The organism is Brachybacterium vulturis, assembly GCF_002407185.1.
Classification (GTDB): domain Bacteria; phylum Actinomycetota; class Actinomycetes; order Actinomycetales; family Dermabacteraceae; genus Brachybacterium; species Brachybacterium vulturis.
The window spans coordinates 2649784-2669459 of sequence record NZ_CP023563.1 but is presented as its reverse complement, the minus strand read 5'-3'; the positions used below and the strand labels follow the sequence as shown (position 1 = coordinate 2669459).

Genomic DNA, 19676 nt, shown 5'->3' with positions numbered 1-19676 from the left:
CCATGAACGACGAGCACCCCGTCCACGACGCGACACCCGCCGACACCGCCGCAGCCGAGGCCGCCGCGGTGCCGGAGACCGATGCGCGCCGACGCACGGCGACGGTGCGCGGGATCGAGCTGGGCAGGGCCCGGCCCGAGATCATCGTCCCGCTGGTCGGCTCCGAGACCGAGGAGCTGCTGGCCCAGGCCGACGCCGCGGTCAGCACCCCTGCCCGGATCCTGGAATGGCGGCTGGACCGCTTCCGGTCCGACCTCGAGGACATCGGCGAGCATCGCGAGGCGGTGCTGGCCGCTCTGCCCGCGCTGCGGGCGCGACTGGGCCCGGACCGGGCGCTGCTGGTGACCTTCCGCACCGCGGCCGAGGGCGGCGCCCGAGCGATCGCCGACCGCGACCTGGGGATCCTGCTCGAGTCCCTGATCGCGGTCCGCCGCGCCGGCACCCAGTCCCCGGTGGACCTGGTCGACATCGAGACCTCCCGAGCTCCGGCGACGGTCGCTCGCGTCATCTCCGCGGCCCACCGTCACGGCACGGTGGTCGTCGGCTCCTTCCACGACATGGAGACGACCCCGTCCGAGGCGGAGCTGGTGGAGATCCTGCGCGCCCAGCGCCGGCTCGGCGCGGATGTCCCGAAGATCGCGGTGACCCCCCGCGGCCCCCGCGACGTCCTCACCCTGCTCTCGGCCAGCCTGACCGCCGCCGAGGATCTCTCGGGTCCCCATATCGCGATCAGCATGGGCCCGCTGGGCGCGAGCAGCCGCGTCGCCGCCGAGACCTTCGCCAGCGCCGCCACCTTCGCGACGGTCGGGGAGGGGTCCGCGCCGGGCCAGCTGCGAGCGCAGGACGTCGCAGGGATGCTCGAGCTGCTGCGACCCTGATCCCGGCCCGGGGCCGGCGCGGCGGGGCACCGGGCCCGGACGCGGCTCAGCGGCTCTCGCCCGCCGGATCCCCCTCGGCCGCCGGGTCGTCGTCACCGGACGGGCCGGCGTTCGGAGCCCGGTGCTCGGGCTCGGGCTCGGGCTCGTGGGAGCCGGGCAGCTCCTCGGCCGCGGCGGCCTCGAAGACGCGGTCCTCGTAGCCCGCGGGGTCGAGGTCCTCCGCCGCCGCATCATCGGCGAGGTCGTCGCTGTCCGGAGCGATCACGGGGATCGTGCCGGTCTCCAGGGCGACGCGCTCACGCTCGCGCTTGCGGGTCCGGCGCACCAGACGCTTCAGCTGCGCGGCGGACATCGTCACCTGCCACTCGCTGTGGCCGGGCAGCGTCCAGCGCCGCCACGCCGCGACGCCGGCGAGCAGCGAGCCGACGGCCACGGCGATCAGCACCAGCGGAGAGGGCAGGCCCAGCGCCACCACCGTCCAGGTGAGGATCGCGGTGACCAGCGCACCGGTCGCGTACAGCGGGCCGCCCCCGAAGATCGCGGGGATCCGCCCCACCAGCACGTCGCGGATCACCCCGCCGCCCACCGCGCTGGTGATGCCGAGCAGGATCGCCGGCAGCACGTCCAGTCCGTAGCCGAGGGACTTCGCGGTGCCGGTGGCCGCCCACAGCCCCATCGCGGTGATGTCCAGCACGGACACCAGGTGCCGCCACCAGGCGCCGTCCGCGGCGATGACGAAGCTGAAGCCGGCCCCGCCCAGCGCACAGGCGAGGTACCACGGATCCGCGAACGCTGCGGGGACGCCGTAGTCGAGGACCAGGTCACGCACGATGCCGCCGCCGAGGCCGGCGATGATGCCGATGACCGCGAAACCGACCGCGTCGAAGTTCAGCCGGGAGGCCAGCGCACCGGCCGCGACCCCCATCACGAACACGCCCAGCAGGTCCATGAAGCGCAGCACGTCATTGGTGATCAGCAGTTCGAGAGGGTCCACCCCGATACGGTACGACCCCGGCCTCACCAGCGGGAACCATCGCGTGATGGCTCTTACGGGGCCGTACCATCGGTGCATGCCCCACGCCACCTCACCGCTGCGCCTCGGCCTCACCGGCGGCATCGGCTCCGGGAAGTCCACCGTCGCCGATCTCTGGCGCCGCGCCGGGCTTCGCGTGATCGACCTCGACGCCCACTCCCGCCGGGTCCTGGACGTGCCCGGGGACGGGGTCGAGGACGCCGTCGCCCGCTTCGGCGAGCAGTTCCGCACCCTCGGCGGCACCATCGACCGCGCCGCCCTGGCCCGTCTGGTGTTCGCCGACGGCGACGCGCGAGCGGACCTCGAACGCCTCGTCCTGTCCCGGGTCGACATCGCCGTCGCCGCCGAGGAGGCGGAGGCGGCCCGGGCAGGGGAGCGGGTGGTCGTCCACGACAGCCCCCTGCTGCTCGAGAAGCACCACGAGGCAGAGTATCGGGGGGTCGTCGCCGTGCTCGCCCGGCGCGAGGACCGCATCGACCGGGTGGTCCGGGACCGCGGCAAGGACCGCGCCTACGTCGAATCGATCATGGCCGCGCAGGTCACCGACCTCGAGCGGATCCGCCGCGCCGATCGTCTGGTGCTCAACACCGCCGATCGGGAGACGCTCGCCGCCCGCGCCCGCCATGCCCTGGACGGGATGCTCGCCGTGCTCGGGACCGGTCCCGGGGATCCTGGGGATTCTGCCCTGCGCTGACCACGCCGCACGGCTGTGTCGCCCGTCGGCCGGGGGTCGTAGGCTCGGAACATGCGTCCCGTCACCGATCTGGTCCGCGCCGAACATCCCTTCGAGGTCGTCTCCGAGTACAACCCCTCGGGCGATCAGCCGACCGCCATCGCCGACCTCACCCGGCGGATCAACGACGGGGAGCAGGATGTGGTGCTGCTGGGCGCCACCGGCACCGGCAAGTCCGCGACCACGGCCTGGCTGATCGAGCAGGTGCAGCGGCCCACCCTGATCATGGCGCACAACAAGACCCTCGCCGCCCAGCTCGCCAGCGAGTTCCGCGAGCTGCTGCCGCACAACGCGGTGGAGTACTTCGTCTCCTACTACGACTACTACCAGCCCGAGGCGTACGTCCCGCAGTCGGACACCTACATCGAGAAGGACTCCTCGATCAACGCCGAGGTGGAGCGGCTGCGCCACAGCGCCACCAACTCGTTGCTGACCCGGCGGGACGTGGTGGTGGTCTCCTCCGTCTCCTGCATCTACGGCCTGGGCACCCCGCAGGAGTACGTGGACCGGATGGTGCAGCTCAGCACCGGCCAGGAGCTGGACCGCGACGAGCTGCTGACCCGCTTCGTGGACATGCAGTACGACCGCAACGACGTGGCCTTCGAGCGCGGCACCTTCCGGGTGCGCGGTGACACCGTGGAGATCATCCCGATGTACGAGGAGCTCGCGATACGCATCGAGTTCTTCGGCGACGAGATCGATGCGATCTTCACCCTGCATCCGATGACGGGGGAGGTGATCCGGCAGGAGGAGCACATCCACATCTTCCCCGCGTCCCACTACGTGGCGGGCCCGGAGCGGCTCTCCCGCGCGATCGGCACCATCGAGATCGAGCTCGCCGAGCGGCTCGAGGAGCTCGAGCACCAGAACAAGCTGCTGGAGGCGCAGCGGCTGCGGATGCGCACCACCCACGACCTCGAGATGCTGCGCCAGATGGGTTCCACCAACGGGGTGGAGAACTACTCCCGTCATCTGGACGGACGCGAGCCCGGCACCGCACCGAACACGCTCATGGACTACTTCCCCGAGGACTTCCTGCTGGTCATCGACGAGTCGCATGTGACCGTCCCGCAGATCGGGGCGATGTACGAGGGGGACCGCTCCCGCAAGCGCACCCTGGTCGACTTCGGCTTCCGCCTGCCCTCGGCGCTGGACAACCGGCCGCTGACCTTCTCCGAGTTCACCGAGCGCACCGGCCAGACCGTCTACCTCTCCGCCACCCCGGCCGCCTACGAGTTGGGCCGGGCCGACGGCTACGTCGAGCAGATCATCCGCCCGACGGGCCTGGTCGATCCCGAGGTCGTCGTCAAGCCGGTCAAGGGCCAGATCGACGATCTGCGCGAGGAGATCGAGAAGCGGGTCCAGCGCGACGAGCGCGTGCTGGTCACCACGCTCACCAAGCGGATGGCCGAGGACCTCACCGACTTCCTGCTGGAGAACGGGGTGCGGGTGCAGTATCTGCACTCCGACGTGGACACGCTGCGCCGCATCGAGCTGCTGCGCTCGCTGCGCCTCGGCGAGTTCGACGTCCTGGTGGGGATCAACCTGCTGCGGGAGGGTCTGGACCTGCCCGAGGTCTCGCTGGTGGCGATCCTCGATGCGGACAAGGAGGGCTTCCTGCGCTCCCGCACCTCCCTCATCCAGACCATCGGCCGCGCCGCCCGCAACGTCTCCGGCCAGGTGCACATGTACGCCGACCGGATCACCGATTCGATGCAGTCCGCGATCGACGAGACCAACCGGCGCCGCGAGAAGCAGATCGCGTACAACGAGGAGAACGGGATCGACCCCACTCCGCTGCGCAAACGGATCGCGGACGTCACCGACATGCTGGCCCGCGAGGACATCGACACCGACACCCTGATGGCCACGGACTACCGCTCCGGCAAGGAGCGGGTGGCCGCCGACCGGGCGCGCTCGAACGCCGTCGATGCGGTCAAGGGCCGCAGCGTGGACCTGGGGGATGATCCGGTGGGCGCACTGACCGGGATGATCGACGAGATGACCGCGCAGATGCACCAGGCCGCCGAGACCCTCCAGTTCGAGGTCGCCGGTCGGCTGCGCGACGAGGTGCAGGAGCTGAAGAAGGAGCTGCGGGCGGTGCAGCGGTCGAGCTGACCGGCACCCGCATCGCGGCCGCCGGGATCACCGCCCCGGACCTCCCCGGCGAGAGCTCCCCGACGATAGACGCTGCTGCGTCAGGGCGGCTCTCAGAACGCCCATCGGGAACGGGCCGACGGTGACCTCGTCACCGCCGCTGCTGCCGGTGATCCAGGTGCCGGCGCGGTCCGAAGTGATCGTGAGCGCGTCGCCATCGGGATCCGTGAGCTCGGTCGCGGTCACGAGCTCGTTCTCGGGTCGGCTCATGGGTGCGTCTGAGGTCCGGAGGGGCGGGGCGGGAGGGGAGAGGGCGGCACCGACGCCGGTTCCGTGCGGATGCCATGTCGGTGGGGTGAGGCTGGCCATGTGTGTTGCCCTTCTGGCGGCAGTGCCGAGCTCTGCGTCGGCGCGAGGCGTCGAGCGGACGGACCAGGATCGTTCCGCCGGGCGTACCGGGCCCGGCCACGTTCTCGTGTCGTCTCCATTGCACGACGGCTCCCTCAAGTCGATCGGTGGTTACCGGCGAGGATCAGCGCAAGATTCGGCGCAGATCCTCCACACATGTCTTGAGGTGTTCGTCCGCGGCGCGGCAGCAGGGCGGGTTCGGAGCCCGCGCGGAGCGACCGCTGACGCGCCGCGGTACCGCCCGCGCAGCGCCCGGGTGGTGCCTCAGAGGATCTTGTCCAGGAACGACTGCGTGCGCGTCTCCTGCGGATGGTCGAAGACCGTCGCCGGGACCCCCTCCTCCACGATCCTGCCCTCGTCCATGAAGATCAGCCGGTCGCCGACCTCGCGGGCGAAGCCCATCTCGTGGGTGACGACCACCATGGTCATGCCCTCCAGGGCGAGATCCTTCATCACCGCGAGCACCTCGCCGACCAGCTCCGGGTCGAGGGCGGAGGTCGGCTCGTCGAACAGCATGATCTTCGGCTCCATCGCGAGCGCCCGGGCGATCGCCACCCGCTGCTGCTGGCCGCCGGAGAGCCGGCTCGGGTACTCCAGCTCCTTGTCCGACAGGCCGACCTTGCGGAGCAGGGCCCGGGCCCGCTCACGCGCCTTCTCCGTGCCGAGACGGCGCACCATCTGCGGGGCGAGCATGATGTTCTCGATCACGGTCTTGTGCGGGAAGAGGTTGAACTGCTGGAACACCATGCCGATCTCGGCACGCATGGTGTCGATCTTGAGCTTGGGGTCGGTCAGTCGGTGACCGTCCACCACCACCTCCCCGCTGGTGATCTCCTCCAGCCGATTCATGCAGCGCAGCAAGGTGCTCTTGCCCGACCCGGACGGTCCGATCACGCAGACCACCTCGCCGTCGTCGACGGACAGGTCGATGGAGGTGAGGACCTCGTTCGTCCCGAACGACTTGTGCAGGTCCTGGATGTCGATGATCATGCCCGGAGCTCCAGACGCTTCTCGGTCAGGCGCAGCACGCCGGACAGGGTCAGTGTGATCGCCAGATAGCAGATGGCCACGGCCGTGTAGATCTCCACCGCATTGAACTGGTTCGAGGCGATGGTCCGGGCCTGGAACAGCAGCTCGGGCACGAGGATCACCGACAGCAGGGAGGTGTCCTTGATGCTGATGATGAACTGGTTGCCCAGGGGCGGGATCATCCGCTTGAACGCCTGTGGCCAGATCACCTTGCGCATGGTGACGTGGTGGGTCATCCCCAGGGAGCGGCCCGCCTCCATCTGGCCCCTGTCGATGGACTGGACGGCACCGCGGACGATCTCGGCGATGTACGCGCCGGAATTGACGCCGATCACGATGATGCCGGCGAGCACGGACGGCAGCGTGTAGTGGATGATCAGCGGCAGGGCGAAGAACAACCAGATCGCCTGCACCAGCAGGGGGGTTCCGCGCACCACTTCGATGTAGGCGGTGGCGATCCAGTTGATCACCGTGAACCGGCTCAGTCGCGCGAGTCCGAAGATCGCGCCCAGCACGAACCCGATCACCAGTCCGACGACCGAGATCAGCAGCGTGAACAGCATGCCCACGCCGAGCTGGGGCAGGAAATCGAGGACGCCGATCCAGTCGAAGCTCAGCAGAGTCCTCATACGGCACTCACCTTCTCCTCCGGGTGGGCCGGACCGGCCCACCCGTTCATGTTGAGGTTCATCCGAGGAGGGTCAGCTGACCTGGGACTCGGCCAGCTCGTCCAGCCATTCCGGCTCGCTGCCGAACCACTCCTTGTAGATCTCGGTGTAGGTGCCGTCCTCGATCATGGCTGCGAGGGCCTCGTTCATCGCCGCGAGCAGCTCCTCGTTCCCCTGGGAGACGGCGAGGCCGTAGTTCTGGGCCTCGAGCAGCTCACCGACGATCTTCAGGCTGTCGCCGCCGGTGGTCTTGATGTAGTACTCCACGTTCGGGGCGTCGTACAGCACCGCGTCCGAACCGCCGCCCTCGACCGACAGGTACGCCTGGTCGAGCTGCTCGTAGGTGTTCGCGGTCGCGCCCTCGATGTTGTTCTCGATGTAGTCGGCGCTGGTGGACCCGAGCCGGGTGGCGATGGTCAGACCCTCGAGGTCCTCCACGCTGGTGATGCTGGTGTTGTCGACCGGGACGCCGATGCGCAGGCCGGACTGGTAGTACGGGCTGGTGAAGTCCACGACCTCGGCCCGATCCTCGGTGATGGTGATGCCGGCGATCGCGATGTCGAAGGTCCCGGTCTGCAGGCCGGGGATGATCCCGTCGAAGTTGGTGGTCTCCAGCTCGATCTCGAATCCTGCCCGGTCGGCGATCTCGTTGACGATGTCGATGTCGAAGCCGACGTACTCACCGTCCTCCTTGAACTCGAAGGGCACGAACGAGGTGTCGGTGGCGACGACGTAGGTGTCCTGCAGGCCGCCGCTGCTCTCCTCGGCCGAGCCGCCGCAGGCGGCCAGAGTGCCTGCCATCAGAAGTGTCGTCGATACTGCCGCAATGGTCTTGAATCGCTTGATCAGGTTCACGGAGAGCCTTCCTGGGGAGCCAGTTTCGTATCCGGAGTCGTCATTGAAACGCGAGATCATGAAATGCGCGTGCTGGTGACGCTATGGTGCGTGGTCTGGGGAGTCAATTATTCGACGCATATACCGCGAAGTGTTCTCCAACCGTGATGTGGCGACGTTTCGCACGACGGGGAGAGCGTGCCCCGCGTCCCCAGCGGCCATGGTGCGGTGATCGACCGCTCGAGGCTCAGGCAGCCCGCTCCACCACCGTTCGGCAGAGCTCGTCCACACAGTCGGCGAGTCGGAAGCCGGCTCCGCCGGTGGTGGCGGCGATGCGGTCGGGCCGTTCGCCGACGGGGCCCGGAGCGCGGGTCGTCCGCTGATCGTCATCGGCGGCGCGGCACCGCTGCAGGTTCCGGGGACGGCGCGCATCGCGCTGGATGGTCCGGAGCGCTGATCCGGAGTGCGGAGCCCCGGCTCATCCGGGCTCGCGCTCCCAGGATTCGATGGCCCCGGGAACGACCGCGAAGAGCGGATGAGGTTCGGGGCCGGCGAGGACGTGCTCGCGCTGCCAGCGCTCGGGGCTGCGGTGCTCGAGCTTTGCGAGCAGATGCCTCCATTCGAGGGCGAGCTGCCCGTCGGTGACAGGGATCTGCGCAGTTCCCGCTCCGTCGGCGGGGGAGGAGTCGATCCTCGAGTGATCGAAGCGGTATCCGCGCGCCGTGGCCTCCTCGGCCAGGACGGCGAGATAGGCACCGACGGCGGCGAGCGGATCGTTCTGCGCGCGGAAGCGCTCGAGCTGGGGGTGGGCGCGATAGCCGGTCGTGCGTCCGGCCAGGACGGCCTGGGCCAGCAGCGACTCCCGCCAGCAGCCGGTGAGCCCTTGACGGTCGAGGTGGCGGGGGTGCAATGACCACAGTCGCATCTGCCCATCGTGCCGCACGACCGGTCGCCGCAGGGCACGGTCCCTGCGAAGGTCACCCCTGAGCGCGACGATCGTCGGTGCGCGGCGGAGGCTGCGGCTCGATAGCGTCGGGCCCCGATCGTCCGTCGCACCCTCCGTCGAGGAGCACCCAGGTGTCCCGCTCTCCGCAGTCCCGGATCATCTCGCTCGCCACCAGCGCCGTCCTGGCGACCGGGGTCGGGATGATCCCGCTCCACCGCCTGCCGTACGCAGTGCGGGCCGTCTACGTCGTGCTGCCGGCCGCCGCCGGCGCCGGGGTCGTCCTCGCCGCCCTGCGACGCGTTCCGGCCCGGCCCGCCGAGGAGGGTTCCGCGCCGGCAGCCCCTCGCCGGACGAGGCGACGACAGGTCACCCGGGCCGCCCTCCCGCTCGTGGTCGGCGGGCTCATCGCAGGCGCCGGCGCCGCGAGCCTCGTCATCGATCGCGGGATCGAGAACTCGCTGCGACGTCGCGGCGTGCCGGCTCCTCGGGTGGCGATGGGCCTCGCCTCCGGGGCGCTTTCGCTCGTGATGGACGTGCTGTCGGATCGCGGTGAGGGCCCCGAGCCCGCACCGGAGGGGGCGGAGCCTACTTCTGCGCCGAGCGCTCGCTGATCTTCAGATCCAGGGGGAAGTCGATCGCGCTGCCGGGGAACAGCAGGCGCCCGGCCGCATCGGCCGCCTCGCGGATCGCCGTCGCCGCGGCCTCGGCCTGCTCTGCGGGGGCGTGGACGATCACCTCGTCGTGGAGGAAGAACGCCAGGTGCGCACGACGCGAGAACACCGGACCCGATGCCGCGGCCGCCACTGTCTCCGGCACCTCCTCGAAGCGTGCGAGCTGCAGCCGCAGCGCCGCCATCCAGGACAGCGCCCATTCGGCCGCCGTGCCCTGCACCACGAAGTTCCGGGTGAACCTGCCCCGCTCCCGGGCGGAGCGTCGCGCCGCCTCCTGCTGTCCGGCCGCTGCATCGACCTGGTTCGCGGCGCGCTGCGCCTGTGACCACGACTCCTCGAGCGCGGGGGAGGAGCGGCCCAGCCAGGTGGTCACGGTCCCGCCGCGCTCCCCGGTCGCGGCCGCCCCGTCGACCAGCGCCATCGCCGCAGGGAAGTTCCGGCGCAGCCGCGGCACCACCCGTCCGCTGTCCCCGGTGGTGCCTCCGTACAGGGCCCCGAGCACCCCGATCTTCGCCTCCTGCCGGGTCTGCACGATGCCGGCCTCGACGATCCCGGAGTAGAGATCCTTCCCGGCCCCGGCGGCGATCATCGCGGTGTCACCGGACATCGCCGCGAGCACCCGGGGCTCCAGCTGGGAGACGTCGGCGCTGATCAGGCGCCAGCCCGGATCGGCGCGCAGGGCCGGCCGCAGCTGCCGCGGGATCTGCAGCGCTCCACCGCCGCTGCTGGCCCAGCGCCCGGTCACCACCCCGCCCGGCACGTACACCGGCCGGTAGCGGCCCTCGTGCACCCATTCGTCCAGCCAGGTCCATCCGTTGGCGGTGAGCAGGCGCGACATCTTCTTATAGCGCAGCAGCGGCTCGATCGCCGGGTGCTGGTGCTGCTGCAGCTCCCACTGCGAGGTGGAGGGGACGTCGATCCCGGCGCGGTGCAGGGCGCGCAGCAGCTTCGGCGGGGAATCGAGCGGCACCAGCGGGTCATCGAGCGCGGCGCGCACCTCGGCGCCGGCGGCCACCATCCGTGACGGCGGCGTGCCGGGAGCAGGGCGCGGCCCGAGCGCGGCGGTGAGGATCCGATCGTGCTCGGTCACGTCCCACGGGATCCCGGCCGCCTGCAGTTCGGCGGCGATCAGCGCCCCGGCCGATTCGGCGGCGACCAGCAGCCGCAGGCGGGCAGGATCCTCGGCCCGGGAGAGCGCAGTGCGCTGCCGGGCGTGCTCGGCCAGCGTCTCCTCGAGGTCGGAGGGCACCGCGCCGGAGCGCGGGGACGTCGCCTCGAGGTCGAACAGCGTCGCGCCCGCATCCCGCACCGGCTCCGGAGGATCCAGCGGGGTGTCCCACACGTCCGCCGCACGCAGTGCCTGCGCGTCATGCACGAGCGCCGAGTGGCGGAGGATCCGGTGCACCAGCCGCAGATCGTGGCAGCGCTGGACCCTCACCCCGGCGGCGAGCAGTCGCGGAGACCAGGCCGCCGCATCGCTCCACACCCAGCGCGGGGAGTGCTCCGCCTCCCACCGGGCCACGAGCGCCGGGAGACCGTCGGCCCCGGTCTCCTCCTCGTCGAGCCGCCCGCCGTCCGCATCCAGCGCCACCAGGCGCATGCGCTCGCCGTCCCCGCGACCGAGGACGCACCACGTGGGCGTCGCCGGCGCGGGAGGCACCGGGGCGGACGGCGGGGGAGCGGTCACCAGCCCCGCTCGCGCCAGGCCGGCAGCGAGGCGCGCTCGGCGCCGAGGGTGGTGTCGTCACCGTGCCCGGGGTACACCCAGGTCTCGTCCCCGAGCCGGTCGAAGAGCCGCTGCTCGACGTCGTCGATCAGCTGCGTGAAGCGCTGGGGATCCCGGTTCGTGTTGCCCACCCCGCCCGGGAACAGGGAGTCGCCGGTGAAGAGGTGGTCGCCCTCGTTCCCGGCTCGCAGCAGCACCGCGATCGAGCCGGGGGTGTGGCCGCGCAGATGGATGATCTCGACCTGCTGCTCGCCGAACCCGAGCACATCGCCATGCGCCAGGGGCACGTCGATCCGCTCCGTGATCTCCTTGGCGTCGGCCTCGCCGGCGGCGGTGCGGGCGCCGGTGGCCGCGATCATCTCCGCGAGCGCGCCCACGTGGTCGTGATGGCTGTGCGTGGTGACGATGAGATCGAGTCCGTTGTGCTCCCCGCCCGCGGCGACCATGCGGCGCAGCGCGTCGGTGTCCGCGGCGGCGTCGATCAGCAGCTGCGCTCGGCTCGACCGGCAGGTCAGCAGGTAGGCGTTGTTGTTCATCGGCCCCACGGAGAGCTTGCGGATCTGCACGTGGCGCAGGTCCCGCACCATCGGCTCGTCGCCGGGCTCGACATGTCCGGTGTACTCGTGATCGCTCATGGACCCAGTATGTCGCCCACCTCTCCTCCGAACAACTGTTCGAAGGGCGGGTTCCGCCTCTAGGATGGCCCGGTGAGTGAATCCCTGGTCGTCCGTGGTGCGCGCGAGCACAACCTCAAGAACATCGACATCGACATCCCCCGCAACAAGCTGGTGGTGTTCTCCGGGCTGTCCGGTTCCGGGAAGAGCTCCCTGGCCTTCGACACCATCTTCGCCGAGGGGCAGCGCCGGTACGTGGAGTCGCTGTCCGCCTACGCCCGGCAGTTCCTGGGCCAGATGGACAAGCCCTCCGTCGACCTCATCGAGGGGCTCTCCCCGGCGGTCTCGATCGACCAGAAGTCGACCAACCGCAACCCGCGCTCCACCGTCGGCACCATCACCGAGATCTACGACTACCTGCGCCTGCTGTTCTCCCGCACCGGCGAGCAGCACTGCCCGATCTGCGGGGAGAAGGTCAGCTCCTCCTCTGCGGAGCAGATCGTCGACACCCTGCTCGGCGAGGAGCCCGGCACCCGCTTCCAGCTGCTGGCCCCCGTGGTCCAGGGACGCAAGGGCGAGCACGTGGACCTCCTCAGCTCACTGCGCTCACAGGGCTTCGCCCGGGCCCGGATCGATGGGAAGAACCGTCGGCTCGACGAGGAGATCACCCTCGACAAGAAGTTCAAGCACACCCTCGAGGTGGTCGTGGACCGGCTCGCCGCGAAGCCGGACTCCCGGCGCCGGCTCACCGACTCGGTGGAGACCGCGCTGCGGCTCGCCGAGGGGATCCTGCTGGTGGACTTCGTGGACCTGGACGAGGACGATCCGGGCCGCACCCGCCGCTTCTCCGAGAAGCGCGCCTGCCCGAACGATCATCCGCTGGCGATCGACGACATCGAGCCGCGCACCTTCTCCTTCAATGCCCCCTACGGCGCCTGCCCGGAGTGCACGGGCCTCGGTCAGCGGCTCGAGGTCGATCCCGAGCTGGTGATCCCCGACGAGGACCTGACGCTGGCCGAGGGGGCGATCGCCCCCTGGGCCATGGGTCACACGGACCGCCACCTGGAGGTGATGGCCGGCCTCGCCGAGGAGCTCAGCTTCTCCATGGACTCCCCGTGGCGAGCTCTGCCGCAGCGCGCCCAGGAGGCGCTGCTGCACGGCAAGGACCACCAGGTCCATGTGAAGTACCGCAACCGCTTCGGCCGCGAGCGCACCTACTCCACCGGCTTCGAGGGCGTCATGCACTTCCTCGAGCGTCGCCACAACGACACCGAATCGAACTGGGCCAAGGAGCGCTACGAGCAGTTCATGCGCGAGGTCCCGTGCCCCGCCTGCCAGGGCGCGCGGCTGCGCCCCGAGGTGCTCGCGGTCACCGTGGGCGGTCGCTCCATCGCCGAGGTCACCGAGATGTCGATCCGGGAGGCCTTCGCCTTCCACGAGGGCCTCGAGCTCGGGGAGCGGGAGGCGAAGATCGCCGACGAGGTGCTGCGGGAGATCCGCTCCCGACTCGGCTTCCTGCTCGACGTGGGGCTGGACTACCTCAATCTCGCGCGCGCCGCCGGCACCCTGTCCGGCGGCGAGGCCCAGCGCATCCGGCTCGCCACCCAGATCGGCTCCGGCCTGGTCGGTGTGCTGTACGTGCTCGACGAGCCCTCGATCGGCCTGCACCAGCGGGACAACGCCCGGCTCATCGGCACGCTCGAGCGCCTGCGCGACCTCGGCAACACCCTGATCGTGGTCGAGCACGACGAGGACACCCTGAACTCCGCCGACTGGGTGGTGGACATCGGCCCCCTGGCCGGCGAGGACGGCGGCCGGGTGGTCCATTCCGGCGCGGTCGCGGACCTCAAGCGCAACCCCGACAGCCTGACCGGCCGCTACCTCTCCGGCGAGCTGGAGATCCCGCTGCCGGCGGAGCGCCGGCCGGTCGACGAGGAGCGGATGCTCACCGTCGTCGGTCCCCGCGCGAACAACCTCGCCGGGCAGGACGTCTCCTTCCCTCTCGGGGTGCTCACCGCGATCACCGGGGTCTCCGGTTCCGGGAAGTCCTCGCTCGTCAACGACATCCTGTTCTCGGTGCTCGCCAAGGAGCTCAACCGGGCCCGCATCGTGCCCGGTCGCCACAAGCGGGTCACCGGGCTCGAGCACCTCGACAAGGTGGTGCACGTGGACCAGTCGCCCATCGGCCGCACCCCGCGCTCGAACCCCGCCACCTACACCGGGGTGTGGGACCGGGTGCGCACCCTGTTCGCCCAGACCAACGAGGCGAAGATCCGCGGCTACACCGCGGGGCGCTTCTCCTTCAACGTCAAGGGCGGCCGCTGCGAGGCCTGCTCCGGCGACGGCACGCTGAAGATCGAGATGAACTTCCTGCCGGACGTCTACGTCCAGTGCGAGGTCTGCCACGGCCAGCGGTACAACCGCGAGACCCTCGAGGTGACGTTCAAGGACAAGAACGTCGCCGAGGTGCTCGGCATGTCGATCGCCGAGGCGCTGGTGTTCTTCGACGCGGTCCCCGCGATCCGCCGCCAGATGCAGACCCTGGTCGACGTGGGCCTCGGCTACGTCAAGCTCGGCCAGTCCGCGACCACCCTCTCCGGCGGCGAGGCGCAGCGCGTCAAGCTCTCCTCCGAGCTGCACAAGCGCTCCAACGGCCGCACCATCTACGTGCTGGACGAACCCACCACGGGCCTCCACTTCGAGGACGTCCGCAAACTGCTGGAGGTGCTGAACGGGCTGGTGGACAAGGGCAACACGGTGCTCGTGATCGAGCACAACCTCGATGTCATCAAGACCGCCGACCACGTCATCGACCTCGGCCCCGAGGGCGGCTCGGGCGGCGGACGGATCGTCGCCAGCGGCACCCCCGAACAGGTCGCCGAGACGCCCGGCTCCTATACCGGCCACTTCCTCGCCCCGATGGTGACCACCGGACGAGCGGGACTGCCCGGGAAGAGGTGACCGGATGATGGCCGATCCCGCGACCTACCGCCCCGCCACCGGCACCATCCCCACCCGCCCGGGGGTGTACAGGTTCCGGGACGAGCACGGCCGCGTCATCTACGTGGGCAAGGCGAAGAACCTCCGCCAGCGCCTGGTGAACTACTTCCAGGATCTCGCCGTCCTGCACGAGCGGACCCGGCGGATGGTGACCACCGCCGCGAGCATCGAGTGGACCGTGGTGGGCACGGAGGTCGAGGCGCTCACCCTGGAGTACACCTGGATCAAGGAGTTCGATCCGCGGTTCAACGTCAAGTTCCGCGACGACAAGTCCTACCCGTACCTGGTGATCACGATGGGGGAGACGGTGCCGCGGGTGCACATCACCCGCCGGCCCCGCGCCAAGGGGGACCGCATCTTCGGGCCCTACCCGCAGGTGGGCGCGATCCGAGAGACCCTCGACCTGATGCTGCGGGTGTTCCCGATCCGCTCCTGCACCGCCGGGGTGTACCGCCGCGCCGAGCGTTCCGGGCGGCCCTGCCTGCTGGGCTTCATCGGCAAGTGCGCCGCCCCCTGCGTGGGGGACATCTCCGAGGACGAGCACCGGAAGCTGGCCGAGCAGTTCGCCGATTTCATGGCCGGCAACACCTCGACCTACATCCGCCGCATCGAACGGCAGATGAAGGCCGCGGCCGCCGCGATGGACTTCGAGACCGCCGCGAGCCTGCGCGATGACCTGCGCGCGCTGGAGAAGGTGATGGAGAAGAACTCCGTCGTGCTCTCGGACGCCACTGACGCCGATCTCATCGGCTTCGCCCAGGACGAGCTCGAGGCCTCCGTGCAGGTCTTCCACGTGCGCGGGGGCCGGATCCGCGGCCAGCGGGGATGGACCGCCGAGATCCTCGACGACTCCGCCGCCCCCGACCTCATCGAGCGCGCGCTGACCACCCTGTACTCCGACGGCATCGCCCCCAAGGAGGTGCTGGTCCCGGTGCTGCCGACGAACCGGGCGCAGGTCCAGGAGCTGATGGGGGCGCGAGTGGACCTGCGGGTCCCGCAGCGCGGCGAGAAGAAGGATCTGCTGCTCACCGTCGGGGAGAACGCGACCGAGGCGCTGCGCCTGCATCGCCTGAAGCGCACCGGCGACCTCACCGCCCGCACCAAGGCGCTCGAGGACCTGGGGGAGGCGCTCGACCTCGCCGAGCCGCCGCTGCGCATCGAGTGCTTCGACATCTCCCATTCCTCGGGCACCAACGTCGTGGGGTCGCAGGTGGTGTTCGAGGACGGCCTGCCCAAGAAGAGCGAGTACCGCCGCTACTCCGTCAGCGGGGAGGCCGCCCGCGACGACACCGCCTCGATGTACGACGTCATCAGCCGCCGCCTGAAGCATCATCTGGATCCGCCGGAGAAGTCCGACGAGGACAAGCGGCGCTTCGCCTACCCGCCCTCCCTGCTCCTGGTCGACGGCGGCCCGCCCCAGGTCGCCGCCGCCCAGCGCGCCATGGACGACCTCGGCATCACCGACATCGCCCTGGCCGGGATCGCCAAGCGCCTCGAGGAGATCTGGCTGCCCGGCGACGAGCACCCGGTGATCCTGCCGCGCACCAGCGAGGCGCTGTTCCTGGTGCAGCGGCTGCGGGACGAGGCCCACCGCTTCGCGATCGCCTACCACCGCTCCAAACGGGGCCGTGCCATGCAGGCCAGCGCCCTGGACGGCATCCCCGGGCTGGGGCCCGCCCGTCGACGCGCCCTGCTGGACCGCTTCGTGACCGTCTCCGCGATCCGGGAGGCGAGCGAGGAGCAGCTGGCCGAGGTCGACGGGATCGGGCCCGCGTTGGCGGCGCAGATCGCGCTCGCGCTACGATCCGACCAGGGGAGCGCAGCGGCGTCGGACGAGAACGCGGAAGCGGGCACCGTCATCGAGGACGCGGCGCTCGGCGTCGCCGTGGACACGGCGACCGGCGAGATCATCGACCGCTGACCATCCCTGGCCTGCTGCCCCTGTCCTGGAAGGAGCGCCCGTGACCGAGGACCGAACCCCCGGCCCGTGCACCGACACCCGTGGCGACGTCGTCATCATCACCGGCCTCGCCGGGGCCGGGCGCGAGACGGCCGCCCACGCCCTGGAGGACATGGGCTGGTACGTCGTCTACAACATCGCCCCGCAGCTGATCGGCACGCTGTACGACCTCCGCGCCACCGCCGTGGGCCGGGAGAACCGCTTCGCGGTGGTGGTCGACCCCCGCTCCGGTCCGTTCTTCAACGAGCTCGCCGACGTGGTGGCCGAACTGCGCAAGGCCGATCTGCGGCTGCGGCTGCTCTTCCTCACCGCCGATGAGTCGACCCTGGTGCGGCGCTTCGACTCGGTGCGGCGCCCCCACCCGCTGCAGGGGGAGGAGGGCGTGCTGGAGGGCATCCGCCGGGAGCGGGAGATGCTGGCCCCGTACCGCCGGATGGCGGATCTGGTGGTGGACACCTCCCCGCTGAACGTGCACCAGCTGACCATGAAGATGCGCACCGTCTTCGGCACCAGCGAGGAGCAGCAGCTGACGGTGACCATGCTGTCCTTCGGGTTCAAGTACGGGATCCCGCTGGAGGCCGACCACGTCAGCGACGTCCGCTTCATCCCCAACCCCTACTGGGTGCCCGAGCTGAGACCGAAGCGCGGCACGGATCCCGAGGTCGCCGACTTCGTGCTGGGGGACGCGAATGCGGGCGAGTTCGTGAGCCGCTATCTCGAGATGATCACGCCCGTGCTGCGCGGCTACAGCACCGAGAACAAGCACTTCACCACGCTTGCGGTGGGCTGCACCGGTGGCAAGCACCGCAGCGTCGCGGTCTCCGAGAAGATCGGCGACGAGCTGCGCAGGGCCGGGCACGCCGTCCGGATCCGTCACCGCGATCTGGGGCGAGAATGAGCATCGCGCCCCGTTCCGGCGGCTTCCGCCTGCGCAGCGCGGACCGCTCCGCCAGCGCCCGCCGCGGCCGCCGCGGCGACCCCCAGCGACCGCTGCGCGTGGTCGCGCTCGGCGGCGGGCACGGCCTCGCCGCGAACCTGCGCGCGCTGCGGCTGCTGGCCGATGACATCACCGCCGTGGTCACGGTCGCGGACAACGGCGGCTCCTCCGGCCGGATCCGCACCGAGATGCCGGTGCTGCCGCCCGGCGACCTGCGGATGGCGCTCGCCGCGCTGTGCGAGGACTCCGACTGGGGCTCGATCTGGGGTGACGTCATCCAGCACCGCTTCGCCACCGACGGCGAGCTGGACGGGCACGCGCTGGGCAATCTGCTGATCGTCGCGCTCTGGCAGATCCTCGAGGATCCCATCGAGGGCCTGGACCAGATGGCCGAGCTGCTCGGCGCGCGCGGCCGCGTGCTGCCGATGGCGCTGGAGCCCCTGGACATCGAGGCCCACGTGCGCGGGGCCGATGGCGAGCTGCGCACGGTCTCCGGGCAGTGGCAGGTGGCCACCGCCGAGGGCCGCGTCGAGGACGTGCGCCTGATCCCCGAGCGTCCGCGGGTGCCGCAGGACGTCATCGACGCCCTGGGCCGGGCCGACTGGATCATCGTCGGCCCCGGCTCCTGGTACACCTCCGTGCTCCCGCACCTGATGATCCCGGAGATCGCCGAGGCGATCCGCACCAGCCCGGCACGGGTCTGCATCACCACGAACCTCTCGGTGGGGGCGCAGGAGGCGGAGGGGATGACCAGCCAGGACATGCTCGAAGTGCTGGTCAACGCCTCGCAGGGATGCCGTTTCGACGCGCTGCTGGCGGACCCCACCACGCTCGAGGACGCCCTGGACCTCGCGGAGGATGCCCGCTCCCGCGGCATCAGGACGCTCCTGCGCCAGGTGAGCGTGGGGGACGGCACGCCCCATCACGACCCGGTGCGCCTCGCCGCCGCGTACCGTGATCTCTTCGACGATGCCTACGGCGACGTCGAACCCGAGCACGAGGGGACCGCGCTCGGGGCAGCGGGGGCCGCGGCGGCTCCCGCGACGACGAGGACCGAGGAGGACACGCATGGCTCTGACGGGTGAGGCGAAGGAGGAGCTGAGCCATCTCGAGGTGAGCCGCCCCTCCGCCCGCAAGGCCGAGGCGGCGGCGATGCTCCGCTTCGCCGGCGGACTGCACCTGGTGGCAGGGCGGGTGGTGGTCGAGGCGGAACTGGACTCCGCGGCGGTCGCGCGCCGTCTGCACGGGATCATCGCCGACATGTACGGGCACCGCGCCGATCTGGCCGTCCTCGCCCCGTCCGGGATCCGGCGCACCACGCGCTACATCGTCCGGGTCGAGCGGGAGGGCGGGATGCTCGCGCGGCAGACCGGTCTGCTGGACGCGCGCGGCCGCCCGGTGCGCGGGATGCCGCCGTTCGTGGTCGGCGGTGCCTCGGTCGACGCGGAGGCCGCCTGGCGCGGCGCCTTCCTCGCCCGCGGCACGCTCACCGAGCCCGGCCGCTCCTCGGCGCTGGAGCTGTCCTGCCCGGGACCCGAGGTGGCGCTGGCGATGGTGGGGGCCGCCCGCCGCCTGGGCGTCGCCTCGAAGGCCCGCGAGGCCCGCGGGACGGACCGGGTGGTGCTGCGCGACGGCGACGCGATCTCGATGCTGCTGGCGCGCATGGGGGCCCCGGAGACCGTGAAGATCTGGGAGGAGCGACGCACCCGGCGCGAGGTGAAGGCCACCGCCCACCGGCTGGCCAACTTCGACGACGCGAACCTGCGACGCTCCGCCCGGGCGGCGGTGGCCGCGGGACAGCGGGTCCAGCGCGCGCTGGAGATCCTCGGCGACGAGGTGCCCGAGCATCTCCAGGCCGCGGGCACCCTCCGCCTGGAGCACCGCCAGTCGAGTCTGGAGGAGCTCGGACGCCTGGCGGACCCGCCGCTGACGAAGGACGCCGTGGCGGGCCGGATCCGGCGCCTGCTGGCGACCGCGGACAAGCGCGCGGAGGAGCTCGGCGTGCCGGGGACCGACCAAGGGGTGGACGAGGAGCGGCTCCCGCCGTCACCGGACCCCGGTCATTGATAGGATCGTGGAGGCCGTCGGGTGAGTCCGGCGCCGTCCGAGCGTACGAGGGCGTGCGCGCCATATCAGTACCGG

Annotated in this window: 16 protein-coding genes; 9 read left to right on the top strand and 7 right to left on the bottom strand. The window is 70.9% G+C overall.

What is annotated here, in order from left to right; all coding sequences use genetic code 11:
* Positions 1-2: 2 nt before the first annotated feature.
* The gene (gene aroD, locus CFK38_RS12010) at positions 3-878 is read left to right on the top strand and encodes a type I 3-dehydroquinate dehydratase (RefSeq protein ID WP_096803282.1); all 876 of its coding nucleotides are present in this window, start codon (positions 3-5) and stop codon (positions 876-878) included.
* Positions 879-924: 46 nt separating this feature from the next.
* Here aroD and CFK38_RS12005 read toward each other — a convergent pair whose 3' ends face one another.
* Entirely contained in the window at positions 925-1872 is a 948-nt protein-coding gene (locus CFK38_RS12005; RefSeq protein ID WP_157773483.1) for a trimeric intracellular cation channel family protein, read from the bottom strand.
* Between the two features lie 76 nt (positions 1873-1948).
* On the opposite strand from CFK38_RS12005, the gene coaE reads away from it, so the two are divergent.
* Together coaE and uvrB are read left to right on the top strand one after the other, a co-directional pair.
* A complete protein-coding gene (gene coaE, locus CFK38_RS12000) occupies positions 1949-2605 on the top strand; it encodes a dephospho-CoA kinase (protein WP_096803280.1) in 657 nt (218 codons plus the stop codon).
* Positions 2606-2656: 51 nt separating this feature from the next.
* Positions 2657-4762, top strand: a complete 2106-nt coding sequence (gene uvrB, locus CFK38_RS11995) for an excinuclease ABC subunit UvrB (protein ID WP_096803279.1) — start codon at positions 2657-2659, stop codon at positions 4760-4762.
* Positions 4763-5413: 651 nt separating this feature from the next.
* On the opposite strand, the gene CFK38_RS11985 is transcribed toward uvrB, so the two are convergent.
* The 4 genes from CFK38_RS11985 to CFK38_RS11970 all read right to left on the bottom strand — a co-directional run bounded on the left by CFK38_RS11985 (position 5414) and on the right by CFK38_RS11970 (position 8605).
* On the bottom strand, positions 5414-6139 hold the full coding sequence (locus tag CFK38_RS11985; protein ID WP_275542280.1) for an amino acid ABC transporter ATP-binding protein: 726 nt from the start codon (positions 6137-6139) through the stop codon (positions 5414-5416).
* Complete coding sequence (locus CFK38_RS11980; protein WP_096803277.1) at positions 6136-6807, bottom strand: amino acid ABC transporter permease; 672 nt, start codon at positions 6805-6807, stop codon at positions 6136-6138. Before CFK38_RS11980 ends, CFK38_RS11985 begins: the two co-directional genes overlap by 4 nt.
* A 72-nt stretch (positions 6808-6879) precedes the next feature.
* Positions 6880-7647 (bottom strand): transporter substrate-binding domain-containing protein, encoded by a 768-nt coding sequence (locus CFK38_RS11975; protein WP_096803276.1) that lies wholly within the window; start codon positions 7645-7647, stop codon positions 6880-6882.
* 511 nt (positions 7648-8158) lie between these two features.
* Complete coding sequence (locus tag CFK38_RS11970; RefSeq protein ID WP_096803275.1) at positions 8159-8605, bottom strand: pyrimidine dimer DNA glycosylase/endonuclease V; 447 nt, start codon at positions 8603-8605, stop codon at positions 8159-8161.
* A 152-nt stretch (positions 8606-8757) separates the two neighbouring features.
* Here CFK38_RS11970 and CFK38_RS11965 point away from each other — a divergent pair, with 152 nt between their 5' ends.
* Entirely contained in the window at positions 8758-9237 is a 480-nt protein-coding gene (locus tag CFK38_RS11965) for a hypothetical protein (RefSeq protein ID WP_096803274.1), read from the top strand.
* On the opposite strand, the gene CFK38_RS11960 is transcribed toward CFK38_RS11965, so the two are convergent.
* Positions 9212-10897 (bottom strand): bifunctional 3'-5' exonuclease/DNA polymerase, encoded by a 1686-nt coding sequence (locus CFK38_RS11960; protein ID WP_096803273.1) that lies wholly within the window; start codon positions 10895-10897, stop codon positions 9212-9214. The two genes, CFK38_RS11965 and CFK38_RS11960, sit on opposite strands and share 26 nt — an antisense overlap.
* A gap of 83 nt (positions 10898-10980) precedes the next feature.
* Positions 10981-11658: an MBL fold metallo-hydrolase gene (locus CFK38_RS11955; RefSeq protein WP_096803272.1), complete on the bottom strand. Its 678-nt coding sequence runs from the start codon at positions 11656-11658 to the stop codon at positions 10981-10983.
* Between the two features lie 72 nt (positions 11659-11730).
* Between CFK38_RS11955 and uvrA the strand changes: the two genes are divergently transcribed.
* The 5 genes from uvrA to whiA are packed head-to-tail and all read left to right on the top strand — an operon-like array spanning position 11731 to position 19601.
* A complete protein-coding gene (uvrA, locus tag CFK38_RS11950) occupies positions 11731-14598 on the top strand; it encodes an excinuclease ABC subunit UvrA (protein WP_096803271.1) in 2868 nt (955 codons plus the stop codon).
* 7 nt (positions 14599-14605) lie between these two features.
* On the top strand, positions 14606-16558 hold the full coding sequence (gene uvrC / locus CFK38_RS11945) for an excinuclease ABC subunit UvrC (RefSeq protein WP_096804339.1): 1953 nt from the start codon (positions 14606-14608) through the stop codon (positions 16556-16558).
* Between the two features lie 40 nt (positions 16559-16598).
* A complete protein-coding gene (rapZ, locus tag CFK38_RS11940) occupies positions 16599-17495 on the top strand; it encodes an RNase adapter RapZ (protein WP_096803270.1) in 897 nt (298 codons plus the stop codon).
* Positions 17492-18619: a gluconeogenesis factor YvcK family protein gene (locus CFK38_RS11935; protein WP_245851023.1), complete on the top strand. Its 1128-nt coding sequence runs from the start codon at positions 17492-17494 to the stop codon at positions 18617-18619. Before rapZ ends, CFK38_RS11935 begins: the two co-directional genes overlap by 4 nt.
* Positions 18603-19601 carry a DNA-binding protein WhiA gene (whiA, locus tag CFK38_RS11930; RefSeq protein ID WP_096803269.1) on the top strand — a complete coding sequence of 333 codons (999 nt, stop codon included), beginning with the start codon at positions 18603-18605 and terminating at the stop codon, positions 19599-19601. The genes CFK38_RS11935 and whiA overlap by 17 nt, the downstream gene beginning before the upstream one ends.
* The last annotated feature ends 75 nt before the right edge of the window (positions 19602-19676 follow it).

Bases quoted from the DNA above. Each gene is read 5' to 3' on its own strand.
- CFK38_RS11960 (WP_096803273.1), bottom strand. From the start codon at position 10,897: ATGCGCCTGGTGGCGCTGGATGCGGACGGCGGGCGGCTCGACGAGGAG.
- coaE (WP_096803280.1), top strand. From the start codon at position 1,949: ATGCCCCACGCCACCTCACCGCTGCGCCTCGGCCTCACCGGCGGCATC.
- CFK38_RS11970 (WP_096803275.1), bottom strand. From the start codon at position 8,605: ATGCGACTGTGGTCATTGCACCCCCGCCACCTCGACCGTCAAGGGCTC.
- aroD (WP_096803282.1), top strand. From the start codon at position 3: ATGAACGACGAGCACCCCGTCCACGACGCGACACCCGCCGACACCGCC.
- uvrC (WP_096804339.1), top strand. From the start codon at position 14,606: ATGGCCGATCCCGCGACCTACCGCCCCGCCACCGGCACCATCCCCACC.
- CFK38_RS11955 (WP_096803272.1), bottom strand. From the start codon at position 11,658: ATGAGCGATCACGAGTACACCGGACATGTCGAGCCCGGCGACGAGCCG.
- whiA (WP_096803269.1), top strand. From the start codon at position 18,603: ATGGCTCTGACGGGTGAGGCGAAGGAGGAGCTGAGCCATCTCGAGGTG.
- CFK38_RS11985 (WP_275542280.1), bottom strand. From the start codon at position 6,139: ATGATCATCGACATCCAGGACCTGCACAAGTCGTTCGGGACGAACGAG.
- CFK38_RS11975 (WP_096803276.1), bottom strand. From the start codon at position 7,647: ATGGCAGGCACTCTGGCCGCCTGCGGCGGCTCGGCCGAGGAGAGCAGC.
- uvrB (WP_096803279.1), top strand. From the start codon at position 2,657: ATGCGTCCCGTCACCGATCTGGTCCGCGCCGAACATCCCTTCGAGGTC.
- CFK38_RS11980 (WP_096803277.1), bottom strand. From the start codon at position 6,807: ATGAGGACTCTGCTGAGCTTCGACTGGATCGGCGTCCTCGATTTCCTG.
- CFK38_RS11935 (WP_245851023.1), top strand. From the start codon at position 17,492: ATGAGCATCGCGCCCCGTTCCGGCGGCTTCCGCCTGCGCAGCGCGGAC.